The 13,611-nt window shown below is 58.5% G+C and carries 14 protein-coding genes; 5 read left to right on the top strand and 9 right to left on the bottom strand.

Features of this window, described 5'->3' with window-relative positions; translation table 11 throughout:
* Nucleotides 1-6: 6 nt before the first annotated feature.
* The 7 genes from FHW37_RS27725 to FHW37_RS27695 form a co-directional block, all read right to left on the bottom strand.
* Nucleotides 7-852, bottom strand: coding sequence for an aldo/keto reductase (locus FHW37_RS27725; RefSeq protein WP_246690952.1), 846 nt, complete (start codon nucleotides 850-852; stop codon nucleotides 7-9).
* Nucleotides 849-2,015 carry an MFS transporter gene (locus FHW37_RS27720; RefSeq protein ID WP_210249332.1) on the bottom strand — a complete coding sequence of 389 codons (1,167 nt, stop codon included), beginning with the start codon at nucleotides 2,013-2,015 and terminating at the stop codon, nucleotides 849-851. Before FHW37_RS27720 ends, FHW37_RS27725 begins: the two co-directional genes overlap by 4 nt.
* An 82-nt stretch (nucleotides 2,016-2,097) precedes the next feature.
* The gene (locus tag FHW37_RS27715) at nucleotides 2,098-2,487 is read right to left on the bottom strand and encodes a carboxymuconolactone decarboxylase family protein (RefSeq protein ID WP_145642351.1); all 390 of its coding nucleotides are present in this window, start codon (nucleotides 2,485-2,487) and stop codon (nucleotides 2,098-2,100) included.
* A 40-nt stretch (nucleotides 2,488-2,527) separates the two neighbouring features.
* On the bottom strand, nucleotides 2,528-3,466 hold the full coding sequence (locus FHW37_RS27710; protein ID WP_145642349.1) for a Kelch repeat-containing protein: 939 nt from the start codon (nucleotides 3,464-3,466) through the stop codon (nucleotides 2,528-2,530).
* Between the two features lie 70 nt (nucleotides 3,467-3,536).
* Nucleotides 3,537-4,442: an alpha/beta hydrolase gene (locus tag FHW37_RS27705; protein WP_186458437.1), complete on the bottom strand. Its 906-nt coding sequence runs from the start codon at nucleotides 4,440-4,442 to the stop codon at nucleotides 3,537-3,539.
* Nucleotides 4,443-4,501: 59 nt separating this feature from the next.
* Nucleotides 4,502-4,903, bottom strand: a complete 402-nt coding sequence (locus FHW37_RS27700; protein ID WP_145642344.1) for a GlcG/HbpS family heme-binding protein — start codon at nucleotides 4,901-4,903, stop codon at nucleotides 4,502-4,504.
* A gap of 67 nt (nucleotides 4,904-4,970) precedes the next feature.
* On the bottom strand, nucleotides 4,971-5,705 hold the full coding sequence (locus tag FHW37_RS27695) for an SDR family NAD(P)-dependent oxidoreductase (protein ID WP_113237211.1): 735 nt from the start codon (nucleotides 5,703-5,705) through the stop codon (nucleotides 4,971-4,973).
* 34 nt (nucleotides 5,706-5,739) lie between these two features.
* On the opposite strand from FHW37_RS27695, the gene FHW37_RS27690 reads away from it, so the two are divergent.
* On the top strand, nucleotides 5,740-6,534 hold the full coding sequence (locus FHW37_RS27690) for a TetR/AcrR family transcriptional regulator (RefSeq protein WP_246690951.1): 795 nt from the start codon (nucleotides 5,740-5,742) through the stop codon (nucleotides 6,532-6,534).
* Here FHW37_RS27690 and FHW37_RS27685 read toward each other — a convergent pair.
* On the bottom strand, nucleotides 6,519-7,394 hold the full coding sequence (locus FHW37_RS27685; protein ID WP_145642341.1) for a LysR family transcriptional regulator: 876 nt from the start codon (nucleotides 7,392-7,394) through the stop codon (nucleotides 6,519-6,521). The genes FHW37_RS27690 and FHW37_RS27685 overlap by 16 nt on opposite strands.
* 83 nt (nucleotides 7,395-7,477) lie before the next feature.
* On the opposite strand from FHW37_RS27685, the gene FHW37_RS27680 reads away from it, so the two are divergent.
* The 3 genes from FHW37_RS27680 (at nucleotide 7,478) to FHW37_RS27670 (ending at nucleotide 10,469) form a co-directional block, all read left to right on the top strand.
* Nucleotides 7,478-8,650 carry an MFS transporter gene (locus tag FHW37_RS27680; protein ID WP_145642339.1) on the top strand — a complete coding sequence of 391 codons (1,173 nt, stop codon included), beginning with the start codon at nucleotides 7,478-7,480 and terminating at the stop codon, nucleotides 8,648-8,650.
* Nucleotides 8,651-8,663: 13 nt separating this feature from the next.
* On the top strand, nucleotides 8,664-9,380 hold the full coding sequence (locus tag FHW37_RS27675) for an SDR family oxidoreductase (protein WP_145642336.1): 717 nt from the start codon (nucleotides 8,664-8,666) through the stop codon (nucleotides 9,378-9,380).
* A 264-nt stretch (nucleotides 9,381-9,644) separates the two neighbouring features.
* Nucleotides 9,645-10,469 (top strand): SDR family NAD(P)-dependent oxidoreductase, encoded by an 825-nt coding sequence (locus FHW37_RS27670; protein WP_145642333.1) that lies wholly within the window; start codon nucleotides 9,645-9,647, stop codon nucleotides 10,467-10,469.
* A gap of 159 nt (nucleotides 10,470-10,628) precedes the next feature.
* On the opposite strand, the gene FHW37_RS27665 is transcribed toward FHW37_RS27670, so the two are convergent.
* Nucleotides 10,629-13,421 carry an EAL domain-containing protein gene (locus FHW37_RS27665; protein ID WP_145642332.1) on the bottom strand — a complete coding sequence of 931 codons (2,793 nt, stop codon included), beginning with the start codon at nucleotides 13,419-13,421 and terminating at the stop codon, nucleotides 10,629-10,631.
* On the opposite strand from FHW37_RS27665, the gene FHW37_RS33770 reads away from it, so the two are divergent.
* On the top strand, nucleotides 13,412-13,611 hold a 200-nt coding region (locus FHW37_RS33770), incomplete at its 3' end, for a hypothetical protein (protein WP_186458436.1). The two genes, FHW37_RS27665 and FHW37_RS33770, sit on opposite strands and share 10 nt — an antisense overlap.

Raw genomic sequence — 13,611 nt, 5'->3', positions numbered from 1 at the left:
CAGGTTTCAGCCGATAGCTGCAAGTAGTTCCGACTTCTGCGCTGATGAAAGCTCCGGCAAAGAGGCCGCGCGCATGTTGTCTCTCATATGCTCTGAACTTGACGTAGCCGGAATGGCGCAGGTTACAGCCGGATGCGATATGACGTACCGAAGTGCAAGCTGAGGCCAAGTCTGTGTTCCGAGTTCTCGGGCGAAATCGGGAAGCGGCATTCGGGCGAGGCGGCGGATCAGCGAACCTTCGCCGAATGGGCGGTTGACCAGCACTGCGACGCCCAGATCCTTCGCGGCGGGTAGCAGCCGCTTTTCGGCAGCGCGGTCGGCCACTGAGTAGTTGAGCTGGACGAAATCGAATTCGCCTGTCCGGATGGCCGCTTCGAGATCCGAATGTGCGCTGTCGGTGTAGTGCGTCACGCCAAGATACCTGATCCGGCCTTGCGCCTTCCATTCCTTCAGTGTCGGTAGATGAACCTGCCAGTCGAGAAGATTGTGCACCTGCATGAGGTCAATGATATCGGTTTTGAGAAGTTCAAAGGAGCGGCTCATCTGGTCGATCCCAGACTCCTTTCCGCGCGTCCATACCTTGGTCGCCAGGAAGGTCTTACCGCGCAGCCCGCTTCGGGACAAGATTTCGCCGGTCACCCGCTCGGCCTGGCCGTACATCGGTGAGCTGTCGATCAGCTTTCCGCCTCCTTCCACCAAGGCGCCGATGACGGAGGAGGGGCCTTCAAGCTCGTTCGGGGATGAACCGACGTCGAAGGTCTGCCAGGTTCCGCAGCCGACCAGGGGAATGCTCTCCCCTGATGACGGGATGATGCGCTCGATCAATCGGTTAACGGATGCGCTTCCGGTCATGGTTCACTCCTGTGTCCCTGTTTTGAAGATGTGGCGGTCGCGACACCGGTTGCAAGGATGGTTGCGGCAAGGCAGGTCGCGACGAAGCCGAGCAAGCAGACGCCTGTCCATCCCGCAGCCGACCATGCATAGCCGCCTGCGAGCGCACCGATTGCACCGCCGCCGAAAGTCGAGACCATGTAGAGGGTGTTCAGCCGTCCGCGGATCTCTGGCGCGATGGCGAAGATGCGCGTCTGGTTGGCGACCTGTCCGCTCTGAAGGCCGAAGTCGAGAAGGTTTACCACGATGACGAGTGCGATCAACGAATGGGCTCCAATCGTGATAGCGATGGCGAAACAGATGAGCACGGATGCGAAGCCAAGAACATTGACGCGCGCCGGACCCCATCTGTCGGAAAGCCGTCCGGCCATCGGCGCCAGAAGTGCTCCGGGCGCTCCCCAGAGACCGAACAGGCCGGCCGCCGCAGGGCCGAGGCTAAATTCCGGGGTAGCCAGATGGAACGCCATGGTTGCCCAGAAGGCGGAAAATGCGCCAAACACGAGGAAGTTCATGGCCATGGAGAGGATGAGATCTCGATGCTTGAGAAGCGGCGGAAGGGAAGCGAGCAGCTTGAAATAGCCAATCGAGGTCGCGTGCTCGGACTTTTTCGGCATAAAGGCCGGAACGAGAAAGAAGACGACGACGGAGAGGACGGACGCTAGCCCGTATGAGGCGCGCCAGGAGCCACCATAGCCGGCCACCAGCCCCGAAATCGTTCTGGACAGCAGAATTCCCATGATGAGACCTGTCGCAAGCGAGCCGACTGCGCGCCCCCGATGCTCTGGAGCGACAAGCGAGGTGGCAAGTGGAATGAGCACCTGCGGAACGACGGTCACGAATGCAAGGAATATGCTCGCGGCAAGAAGGACAGGGATTGCCGGGGCGAGACAGGCCATGAGCAGGCCGACAGCGGCGAGCGCGGACATCCATCTGACTAGGCTGCGGGGCTCCGCCATGTCCGAGAGAGGGACGAGCAGAAGAATGCCGAGAGCATAGCCGACCTGCGTCATCACGGCGACGAGGGATGCTATACTCTCAGGAACACCAAAGTCTTTGGCGATTGCTCCCAGCAGCGGCTGGCACAGATAGATGTTTCCCACCATAACGCCGCAGGCAACGGCCATAACGGGGATTGTCCCGCGACGAATTTGAGTTGGGTCTGCCGACTGCTTTTCCATGTTCTGCTCGTCCAATTCAGGTGTCGGTTCAGGCGGGCTTGCCGTCAAGCTTATCGAAGGCGGTCTTTGCTGCTTCGAGTGCTGCAAGCGCGGTCGGCATCCCGGCTGCGAACGAAAGCTGGACAAAGACCTCGACGATTTCTTCGCGCGTGGCGCCCGCAGCAAGGGCCGCAGGGATGTGCATTCCAACAGCGCCAAGACCGGTCGAGCCGAGCGTCGCGCAAGATGCGAGGATCACGAGCTCGCGTGTTTTCAGATCAAGGCCGGGGCGATTGTAGGCATTGCCGAATTCCGCCTCGACGATGAAGTCGCCGAGGCCGGGCGCCATGCCGTTAACGGTCTGGATGAAGCCTTCCGCTTCGGAGCCAAAGGTTTTCGCAAACGTCTTCTTGCCTAGTTCAAGCGTAGTGGCAGACATGTTCAATCCTTATGTGGTTTGAAGTGCTAGGTGAGGCCAGTTACTTTCCGGGTGTCAGCACTTCGACGACACTCGATCGGTTTCCGCCGGGAGCGGGGCTTCCGACGATTGTGAAGATTTTTCCGTCATGCACGACTGCGCCAAAGCCATGACGATCTGTGGGGAGGGGAGAAAACGCACGCCACGAATTCTTGGGTAAGTCGTAGGCCTCGACCTCGTTGAAGACTTTGCCTGAGCCTTCGCCACCCATGACAAACGCTTCATGCCCGAGGACTGCAGACGCGCTCCCGCTCCGTGCTGTCGGCAGCGGCTTGCCGGACGTCCAGGAATTGCTCTTAGGGTCGTAGATCTGGTTCACATCCAGATTGCTTCCGGGACTGCCGTTGATCCTGCCACCGACGGCCACGAGCTTGCCATCGAGCGCGACGACCGAGAGATGATCCCGCTTGGTAGGCGGCGGGGCGGCCTCAGTCCAGGACTTTGCCTCGGGATCATAGACAAGGTGAAAGGGAATGTTGCCGCGACCGGACTTGCTGCCGCCCACGACATGGATCTTTCCGTCGAGGACTGCGGCGCCTGCGGCGGCAACAGCTGTCGGCATCTTGCCGAGTTCGCTCCACGTGTCGGACGCTGTGTTGTAGGCCCACACATTATTCGTGGCCTTCCATCCGTCCACATAGCCACCGATAACGTAGATCGTCCTACCGATTGAGACGGCTGCCGTGTGATGGACTGCATACGGGAAGGGAGCGCCCTTGCTCCATGTATCCTTCGCAAGATCATAGATCAGCAAATCCGTCGCGCCGTTGTAGTCGCCGACAACGTAGGCTTTTCCGTCTACCTGCGCGACACTAACCTCAGAACGTTCCGCTGGTGCGCTGCTTGCTCCCGCCCAGGCGCCGACTTCGTGTGCGAGCGATGAGGATGCAATGGAAGCCCCTAACGCTGCGGTCACAAAGGCTTTCGTCAGATTGTGCATGAATCGTCTCCTTTGAGGCTGACCGGACGCGCAGGCGGTGCGGATCCGTACACGCCTGCGCACCTGGTTATCAGGGCTGCGATGGCGCCAAGTGCTCGACAAACCAGGTGCGAGCGGCTTCGGTGGCTTCTTTAAGGGTTTCGGGCTTGTCGTAGGCGTCGTAATGAAGCCCCTTGATCGCTATCAGCTTTTTCGGCCCGCCTGCACGATCAAAGGCGTCTTTTGTGTAGTCGATCGCCACCGTCTTGTCGGGATCGGCCATTATGATGAGAAGCGGGGTGGGCGCCACGGCCTCGATGTAGTCGCCCGGAGCAGTCTGCACCGCCTCCTGCAACGAGCTGATGGTCACCGCGTTGTGAAACTGTGGGTGCTCCGCTCCATTGTGAGTGGCCCACTCGTACGACTCCGGCCCGAATACCGATTGCGCATCCGCCGTATCGGCAAGTTTCATGGTTGCAGGCGGCTCGCCACGGAAGCGACGGCCATATTCCGATGCAATGGCATCATCGATGATCTTGCGCTGCTCGGGCGGAGCGGAGAAACGGATCTGGCGGTAGAGGTCCGTCGCCGGAACCTGGGCCACGAGAACCTTCACCCGGCGATCAAAGGCTGCGACCTGGATCGACTGTCCGCCGCTGAAGGAGGTGCCCCACAAACCAATGCGCGCGGCGTCGACGTCGTCCCGGCTCTCGAGGTAAGTGAGCGCATTCCGGAGATCCTGCCGTTGCGCGTCGGGAAGCACCTGCTGTCTTGGCTCGCCTTCGCTGTCGCCGAGAAAGCGGAAGTCGATAGCAAGTGCCAGGATTCCAGAGCTTGCCAAAGCCGTCGCCACTTCTGGGATGTTGCGCATGCCGCGTACAGCGCCAAAGCCGTGGGAGAGGAGCACGGCCGGAAACGGACCCTCTCCATCCGGGCGGTAGACGGTGCCGGCACAATTCAAACCTTCGCTTGGGAATTTGATTTCTTCTGTATGCATGTTGGTATCCTTTGTGTTTCGCGCAGCCCGCCCGCTGCTGTTATCGCCCCCCATAGAAATTAGATGCCCAGCGCGGCCAGCCCGGCGCGTGCCACCTGTTCGTCCTGCGTCGACAGACCACCGGAAACGCCGATGCCACCAAGGCATTCACCGTTTCTCAGGGCCGGAATGCCGCCCTGCAGGGGAAGGCGGTCACCGAGTGCGAGCATCGTCAGACGATCTCGCTCCATCTCCTCGACCTCGGCCGACGGGCTGCGGTTCATTGCCGCCGTTTCCGCCTTTCGCAGCGCAACTCCGGCCGTGTCATAGGTGGCGTCGTTGAAGCGGACGACGCTCAACAGCCGGCCGCCATCATCGACAACTGCGACGCTCATCTTCCAGCCGTTCTGCTCGGCTTCAGACTTGCAGGCCTCGGTGATTTTCGCGGCGTCCTGTGCGGTCAGCACGGTCTTCGTCTTCATGACGGTTGTCCTTCTCGGTTCCTCGATGAGATTTTTGTCTGGTCAGCCGAAGGCTGGCATGCCGGTGTCAGGAGCTCATGTACCAGCCACCGTTGACGTTAATCGTCTGTCCCGTCATGTAGCCATTTTGGGCAAGGTTGACAGCAAGCGACGCCACCTCGTCGGTCCGACCGAAGCGGCCGATCGGGATAAGGGTTGGCTTGATTGCGGCGTTGTTCTTGATCATATCCGTCTCGATCAATGCAGGTGCAAGAACGTTTGCGGTCACGCCTTCCTTGGCGAGCGCGCTGGCATAATAGTGTGCGAGGCCGATCAGGCCCGCCTTGCTCGCTGCGTAGTGCGGACCAATTACTCCGCCGATCTGGGCTGCAACCGACGAGACGTAGATCAGTCGGCCCCATTTGCGTTCGCGCATGCCGGGAAGGATCGACTGGCTGATGTGAAAGGCCGCGGAGAGGTTGATGCGCAGCGACCTGTCCCAATCGTCAGCCGTGATGGTATCGATTGGTTTTGCGGGATTGATTCCCGCATTGCTAACGAACACGTCGACTGGACCGAGCTGTGAAGCTGCCGCACCGCTAAGCGCGGCTGCCTGATTTTGATCGTCGAGATCCGCGCCCAGAGCAACCGCGCGACGGCCCCTATTAGTAATCTCTCTAACGAGTTCGTCAGCCGATGCAGAATCTGAGTTGAAGTGCACAGCGATATCGCAACCCGCGTCGGCAAGACCGAGCGCAATCTCGCGACCGATTCCGCGTGATCCTCCAGTGATCAATGCGACTTTCGAGGACAACGAATCCATGGAGGGCTCCTGACTTGAATGGAATTGTATGTTAATGAGCATCAATGCACTCATGAGTGCAGACATATACTGCACTCATGAGTGCAGGCAAGGGGGCACCTCGATTTTGTCAAATCGGGCGAGTTGGGATATCGAAGGCGCACCTGAAATTCTGAGAGGTTTGATTTCGCCAATGTCCGCCGCCGAAAAGAAAGATTCTATCTTCGAGGAGATCGCCAATGCCCGGCCGGTTCAGAGTACGCGCGACGTCATCCTCATGACTGCGAGCCGCGTCTTCATCGAGCATGGATACGAGAACGCGAGCATGGATTTGGTTGCCAAGGAGGCGGGGACGGCAAGGCGGACGCTGTACAATCAGTTTCCTGACGGCAAGGAAGCACTTTTCCGCGCTGTCGTTGAGCGCATGTGGCGCGCATTTCCTGCAATGGATATTGGTGACGATGCCGAAGCTCTTGCGGACCCAGAGGTTGGCCTGCGCCGCATTGGACAAGCCGTGTCGTCGTTTTGGGGGCCGCCGCTGGCTGTCGCTTTCCTTCGTATGGTCATCGCCGACGGCCGCCGTTTCCCGGATCTCATCAAAAGCTTTTTCGAAATGGGAAAAACACCCGCAGTCACTTCCGTGCGGAATTATATCGGCGAAATGGCTCGCCGCGGCCTCCTGCGGATCGACAATGTCGACCTCGCCTCGAAGCAGTTTCTTGGCCTGATCGACGAAGCGGTCCTTTGGGTTCGCCTCATGGGCGACGACCGGGCACTCACGGCCGGGGAGATCGAAGAGATCATCGAGAGTGGCGTCGCTATGTTCCTCAGGTTCTATCGGCCTGCTTGAGCGACCAGGTAGTCGATGAGGGCCCGAACGCGCGCCGGGAGATGTCGCTGTTCGGGATAGACTAGGAAGAACTCGAATTCCTCGGAGGCGGTCCACTCCGGAAAGAGTTCCACAAGCCGTCCTGACTCCAGTTCTGCCTGACCATAGTAAGAGGGAACCTGGGCGATCCCGCAGCGTTCGATGGCGCTGGACACAAGAAGGGTTCCGCTGTTTGTGTTGACTCGCCCCTCTGGCTTTAAGACCCTTATCTCGCCTTTGCGGGAAAAGACCCAGTCGCGACCACCCAAGGACATGCAAGATGACGGATGAAGGTCGCCTGGATCCTCTATCGCGTCGGGCACGTGGCCAGGCGCCGCGAGCGTACGCAGCCTGAAGCCAGCATGCTTGCGAGCGATAAGAGTGGATTGCGCCAGTGGCCCGGCTCGCACGGCGAGATCGAAGTTTTCCTCGATCATCGCGACGTTTCTGCTCGTCATCTCGAGATCTATCGAAACCCCCGGGTGGTCAGCACAGAAGCGCGCAAGCTGCGGTGTCAGCACGGTCTCGGCGTAATGGCCGCCCATCGAAATACGAATGCGGCCCGAGATAGCCGTCGCCGCGCGCGCGATGTCACGGGCTTCGTCATAGGCTTCAAGAATGCTCGAGCATCGCGAGAAGAACTGCTGCCCCTGATCGGTCAAAATGCTCGACCGTGTGCTTCGTGTGATGAGCTGCACGCCGAGATCGGCTTCAAGCTTCGCAACTGTCCTGCTGATATGCGCAACCGAGACGCCGAGGGCACGCGCAGCGCCGGAAAAGGATCCAGTCTTCGCGGAAGCAACGAATTCTGAGATGCCCGGGAGGTAGGCTATCTTTTCCATATGGTAAAGGTCCTTCACAATAGGCAATCTACTCTAACATTGAGGGAAAGCATAGATTTTGCTTCTGTTCAATGGAGTAGCCAATGCCAGCCGCCATCTATGCATTTAGCCTATGCGCCTTCGCATTGGGCTTCGTCGAATTCGTCGCAATCGGGTTGGCGCCTCCGATGGCGGCAGGCCTGGGATATCCGGTGGCCGATCTGGGGCAGGTCGTCACTGCCTATGCCCTTGGTGTCGCCGTCGGCGCTCCCCTCGTCACGTCACTTGCAAGTTCATGGAGCCGAAAGCCACTGCTCATGGCGTCGATGCTACTCTTTGTTGCCGGAAACCTCTTGATCGCTGTGTCATCGAGCTTCGTGACAATCATCGCGGCCCGCTTCATCAGTGGTCTCTCGCATGGCACGTTCCTGGCCGTTGCATCATCGGTGGCGGCTGCCCTCGTCGCCAAGGATCGCAGCGGCAGTGCAATCGCATTCGTCTTCATGGGGTTGACAATTGCTCTTGTGACGGGTGTGCCAGCAGGAACCTATCTCGGTTCGGTCTGGAGCTGGCGAGCTGTCTTTGCCTGCGTTGCCGCATGTGCCTTCGTGGCCGCGGTCGCGATGTGGGTGCTCGTGCCTCGTGGCACGGGAGACAGTTCTTCGCCGGAAGCCACGAATGCTCTGAAGGGCCTTTTTGATCCATCTCTATTGGGTGCCGCGGGCATAACGGTTCTGGCCTATGGCGGAGCGTTTACCTTCTACACTTACGTCGCAACATTGCTCGAAGAGGTTTCGGGGCTCGATGTCGCTTCGATTAGCACTGTATTCCTGCTCTACGGCCTTGCGGCTGCGGTTGGAAACATTGTCGGCGGCAAGTTCGCTGATAAGGTCGGTCCTTCCAAGGCTTCCGCCTGGGTGGTGGCGGGACTTGTTGTTCTGCTTCTCGGCATTGCCGCTTGGTCATCGAACGCGCTGCCAACCGCGGTCTTGGTCGTTCTGCTCGGTTTTGCAATGTTTGCGGCAGTTCCCATCCTCCAGGCAAAGATACTGCAGGTGGCGGCAGATCGACCAGGCAGCATCCGAGCGGCCGCCTCTGGCATGAACATCGCAGGGTTCAATCTCGGCATCACGTTCGGCTCACTTACAGGTCACGCCACCATCACAGTTGCCGGTGTGGCGGCGACACCTCTCGTCGGCGCTTTTGTCTGTCTCGCTGGCTTCATCGCGATCGTCGCGCCTCGCAAGAGGGCAGCGGCGGATCAATTCCATTGTTGAAAGGAGAAATCAAATGGATCTCGAAAACAAACACGTCGTCATTGTCGGCGGCGGTTCCGGCATGGGCCTTGGCCTTGCCAAGGCAGCTCTTGATCGCGGTGCAAAAGTCACCATCGCCGGACGGTCGCAGGATCGGCTCGACAAGGCAAACGAGACTTTGGGCAATCGCGCCGTGACGGCGTCCTTGGACGCAGGCGATGCGGATTCTGCGAAAAACGCCTACGCCTCAATGGGCTCGATTGACCATCTCGTTACGACAGCCGCGGCACTTACCTATGCGCCGATCGCGGACATTGCTCTTGAAGACGTGCAACAGATGCTCGCCGGCAAATTCTGGGGCCCGTTCTTCGCCGCTCGGTTTGCTGGTGCGACGATCAGGGAAGGCGGATCAATCACATTCTTTTCCGGTCTTGCGGCCTATCGTCCGGGTCCCGGCACGGCTGTTGTCGCGGCCGTGAACGCAGGCCTCGAAGGTCTCGCAAAGGCACTTGCCGTTGAGCTCGCACCCCTACGCGTGAATGTGCTATCGCCAGGTGTCGTGGAAACTCCCGGCTGGGACTTCATGCCGGAGGCCGACCGCAGGGCCTTTTTCGAAGGGCAAACCAAGTCGCTTCCGTCACGCTACGTGGGCACTCCTGCCGACGTTGCCGAAGCCGCGCTTAGCCTTATGACGAACCGGTATGTGACGGGCACTGTCCTTCATGTGGATGGCGGCGGGCGTCTGGCATAACAGAGTGTCTGGGGCGGCCGTTTAGGCCGCCCTTTGCGGACAGGATGCGAAACAGCAGGGCTTACTATGAGCTTGAGCGATAGCGGGTTTACCATTTGGTGACGCTTCGAGGCGGACGCGGCTTTAGACTTCTCCCAGATCAATCGATATTGCAGGCTTCGATCGCCCTTGACTGCACTGCACAGTGCATGGCAGTTCTAGCCTCTGAATGAGGTTGCGCGGGACGGTCCGAAAAGCGGCGTCGGTCAAGGTAGGGACTGCAAAATGGCGAATTGGTTTATTACCGGAGTATCGAGGGGGTTGGGCCTTGCACTCGCTGAGGCCGTTCTCGATGCAGGCGATAGCGTTATTGGCACCACGCGCAGCGGCGGCACACCGGAAACTTTACGGGGCAGAGCAATCGAGATCCATGCATTAGATATGGTTGATGTCGATCGTACGAAAGAAGTTGTCGAGAAAGTTTTTTCGGAAGGAACGCGTGTTGATTTCCTTGTCAACAACGCCGGTTACGGCCTTCTTGGTTCGGTTGAATCTTCAACAGATGCTGAATTGGAACATCTGTTTGACGTTGATGTGTTCGCGCCGATCCGAATTGTGCGAACCGCACTCCCTTACTTGCGAGCTCAGGGCGCGAGCCACATAGTAAACATCACGTCAGTGGCGGGTAGGGCGCCGGGTGTGGGCACCGCACTTTATGCGTCAGCGAAACATGCGCTTGAAGGTTTCTCTGTGGCACTCGCCGCTGAAGTCAAGCACCTTGGCATCGGCGTTACGGCAATAGCACCGGGTCAGTTTCGGACTGATTTCCTGTCCACCGGTTCTGCTCGTTTCAGCGCGACAGCCGACGATGCATACCGGTTAACAGTGGGAGCTGCACTCGACACCCTCGGAAAAGCCAACCATCAACAACTAGGGGACCCGAAAGCGGCTGCCCGGGTCATCCTCGACACTCTAAAGTCGGACAATCCCCCACTTCAGCTTGTGCTCGGTTCGGATGCGTTGCGCCGGATTCGCGGAAGGATCAAAGAGACGCTTGGTGAACTTGAGGCTTGGGAAGCGGTGAGCATCAAGACTGACTATGTACAGTAGGGGATCGTCAGCTTCCATCAAAAGGGTAAAAAGGTTCCATAAATAGGCTTTATGCCTCAACTCGTTGATTTCCTCGAAGCAGTGACTTGTTTGTTAAGGGTCGCTGGTTCAAATCGGATCAAGAGCGACGGCAGTGACATCATCGTTTTTTTACGTTGATTAAACTGCGAATTTCCGACAACTCGTGCGATACCACTCTTCGATTGCTTCCGAGGGCTGAGGTTTTCCGAACAGATAACCTTGCCCGATCTCACACCCCATCGCAGTAAGCAGCTGCCGCTCGGTTTCCGTCTCAACTCCCTCTGCAACTACGTCCAGCTGCAAGCTTTCGGCAAGAGCATTCACCGTCTGGACGATCGCCAGGCTTTGGGGGTCGCTCGACATCTTGCGGACGAAAGACTGATCAATCTTGAGCTTGTCGAGCGGGAAACCGGCAAGGTAACTCAATGAGGAATAGCCTGTCCCGAAATCGTCGAGCGCGATCGCGATCCCCATTTCCCGCAGCTGTTCAAGAGCTTTGCAAACGGGTCCACTTAGTTCGACGAAGGCCGACTCGGTGATCTCGAGGTGAAGTCGTTTCGGAGGGAGGCCAGACAGCGCCAGAGCATGTTTGACATCGGCGACCACATCGCCCCGGACCAGCTGGATGGGGGCGACATTCACGGCTACCGTGATTTCGTCGGGCCAATCGGCAGCCTGATGGCAGGCTTCGGTCAGGGCCCACCGTCCGAGCTCACAGATGAAACCGTTCGCTTCGGCAACAGGTATGAAGGCGGCGGGCGACACCAGGCCAAATTTGCCATTCTCCCACCGAAGTAGCGCCTCAGCGCCGGCCAGCTTTCCCGTCCGGAGATCAACCTGTGGCTGATATTGTAAGAAGAACTCGCCTTTTTGTAGCCCTCCGCGCATAGCGTGTTCGAGTTCACGTGAATGACGCTGGCGCTTCGCCGCTGCCGGGTCATAAGCCTTCCAGCCGCCGCCAGCGATCGCCTTCGCTTCATCAAGCGCATGTTCAGCGTGTTCGACCCAGGCACCGGGATCTCCGTCAGGCTGCGTTACGGTGCATATCCCGATGCGTGCGCTGACCTGCACCATGCTGCCTGCCAGGTCGAACGGCAGGTCAAAAAGGGAGAGGATGGCCTTCGCGGCCTCGTCCTGGGTTTGAATAACATCGACCTGGACGACCACGGTAAATACGTCAGCTCCTAGCCTCGCGGCGCAGACAATCAGATCGCTCTGCTGCAATCGACAGGCAATGCTTCGCAGGAGGTCGTCGCCGACGTTGCGTCCCATGGTCGTGTTGAGAACGCTGAAACGGTGCAGCCCAATGGTTAGCAGATGGGCCTTAGCAAGTTGGTTACCAAGGTGCTCGATAAATCCACCGCGGTTTAGAAGCCCGGTAAGGGCATCATGCTTTGCCAGATATTGGAGCCGTTCTTCGTAGTCGCGGCGTGCTGTCATGTCCCGGATAATCAGACTGCCTACGAAACGCGCTCGATTTGCTTCTCCATCCTGATTAGGCCGCTCAACAGGTGAGATTGTGACAGTCGCTTCAAGGTGCTTCACGGCTCCGTTGCGGTTAAGCTGGAATTGGCTTGTGCTGCTATGAACAGTCTCGTTCGCCTCCGCATGATCCGCTGCAAGCTTGACGATAATATCGTGAAGTTGTCGCGGTATGATTTGCGACAACGGCCCGCTGGGCGCCGAGTCCTCACAGAGCATCAACATCGATCTCGTCGACTTGCTCTCCTCGAAGATCATCAGATCATGATCGAAAGCCACGACGGCATCCGTGCTGTCGGTGACGATCTTCCGAAGAAGGCGGCGCAAATTGCGCTGCTCCGCATTAGCAAGATCCGCGATGAAGCGACTGAAGTCCACCTTTTCGGTGAGTGTGAGGACGACACCAAGCGCTACCACCATCCAGCAATTAGCCGTGTGGATGACCACAGCATGTTGTACCTGAAGATAAAGGGCAATAGCTTCGCCGCTGCCGATGACAAGTAGCGCCACAGCGAACGAGACATACGACCGTGCCGTACGAAGTCCGAGGGCAACGGCAATGACGATCGCTGCAAATCCGAGCTCCCATGGACGTTGGTCATGTTCTTGCAGATCCCTATGCTGCGACAGGGTCTCTGCAGCGAGGATGTGCAACATCGAGCCCGTTAGCTGGCCGTAAATCGCTACCGGGAAAATATCCTTTAATTCCGTCGCATAGGCACCAATGACAATCGAGCGACCCTTTAGGCTATCCAGGTCGAAGTCAGGGCTTAGAAACTTTGCCAGTGATATGATCGGCACGGACGATGGCGTGATCGAGTAATCGATAAGCCGCGTTCCGGCATTGGCGTCCGATCGACCGAGGACCGCGGCAACCGATTGCGTCGGCCCATCCTTCGTCACGTCTCCCAGCGAAAAATGGCGAATGCTTCCATCTTCGTCGAGGACGACGTTAGCCGAGGCGAGCCACGCATTCTCAGCTAGTATCGGGATTGGCCGTGTCGATAGGGCGGACGTCTGATCGCCTGCGATCAGGTGTTGCTTGAAAACCGGGAGGATAACTCCGCCACCGGCATCCCCTAACGCTTGAGCAAGACGGCGATCAGCATCAGGGTTCGAAGGCGTGCTGAAATCTATGTCGAAGAAGATGTCGGCCGCGTTCGCCCGTACCAATCTGTCGATAATGCTCGCGTAAATCGTTCGGGGCCATGGCCAAGTCCCGACTGCATCGAGAGTTTGCTTGTCAATCGCAAGATAAACGATCTTGCCGGACGCTTCGCGCGGCGCCGCCGAAAAACGCCAATCCAGAAGAGCCTTGTCGAGGGCCTTGCCGATCGGAAATGCATAGCCAGCAAGTGAAAACGACACGATGGCGCCGATCATCAGCAGGCGAACGACCCTGGATGTGACGGAATTGGCAAATTCGTTGAAGGCGATCGGTGCCTTCATCGACCCTTCCCTATGCTGTTTTCGCGCCCCCCTGCCGCAGTGCGCTGTCCGCCTCCGCTCTTTTCGCTCTTGCCGTCGCCCTTACCGGGCCTATCGCCATCGGGCTTGCCAGGCTTGTCGCCATCGGGCTTGCCAGGCTTGTCGCCATCGGGCTTGCCAGGCTTGTCGCCATCGGGCTTGCCGGGCTTGT

This window comes from Neorhizobium alkalisoli (assembly GCF_007829835.1).
GTDB lineage: Bacteria > Pseudomonadota > Alphaproteobacteria > Rhizobiales > Rhizobiaceae > Neorhizobium.
Note: the sequence above shows the minus strand (reverse complement) of the source record. Positions and strands in the feature narration are given on the sequence as shown.

Bases quoted from the DNA above. Each gene is read 5' to 3' on its own strand.
- FHW37_RS27665 (WP_145642332.1), bottom strand. From the start codon at position 13,421: ATGAAGGCACCGATCGCCTTCAACGAATTTGCCAATTCCGTCACATCC.
- FHW37_RS27670 (WP_145642333.1), top strand. From the start codon at position 9,645: ATGGCGAATTGGTTTATTACCGGAGTATCGAGGGGGTTGGGCCTTGCA.
- FHW37_RS27720 (WP_210249332.1), bottom strand. From the start codon at position 2,015: ATGGCCGTTGCCTGCGGCGTTATGGTGGGAAACATCTATCTGTGCCAG.
- FHW37_RS27675 (WP_145642336.1), top strand. From the start codon at position 8,664: ATGGATCTCGAAAACAAACACGTCGTCATTGTCGGCGGCGGTTCCGGC.
- FHW37_RS27710 (WP_145642349.1), bottom strand. From the start codon at position 3,466: ATGCACAATCTGACGAAAGCCTTTGTGACCGCAGCGTTAGGGGCTTCC.
- FHW37_RS27690 (WP_246690951.1), top strand. From the start codon at position 5,740: ATGAGCATCAATGCACTCATGAGTGCAGACATATACTGCACTCATGAG.
- FHW37_RS27685 (WP_145642341.1), bottom strand. From the start codon at position 7,394: ATGGAAAAGATAGCCTACCTCCCGGGCATCTCAGAATTCGTTGCTTCC.
- FHW37_RS27715 (WP_145642351.1), bottom strand. From the start codon at position 2,487: ATGTCTGCCACTACGCTTGAACTAGGCAAGAAGACGTTTGCGAAAACC.
- FHW37_RS27695 (WP_113237211.1), bottom strand. From the start codon at position 5,705: ATGGATTCGTTGTCCTCGAAAGTCGCATTGATCACTGGAGGATCACGC.
- FHW37_RS27725 (WP_246690952.1), bottom strand. From the start codon at position 852: ATGACCGGAAGCGCATCCGTTAACCGATTGATCGAGCGCATCATCCCG.
- FHW37_RS27705 (WP_186458437.1), bottom strand. From the start codon at position 4,442: ATGCATACAGAAGAAATCAAATTCCCAAGCGAAGGTTTGAATTGTGCC.
- FHW37_RS27700 (WP_145642344.1), bottom strand. From the start codon at position 4,903: ATGAAGACGAAGACCGTGCTGACCGCACAGGACGCCGCGAAAATCACC.
- FHW37_RS27680 (WP_145642339.1), top strand. From the start codon at position 7,478: ATGCCAGCCGCCATCTATGCATTTAGCCTATGCGCCTTCGCATTGGGC.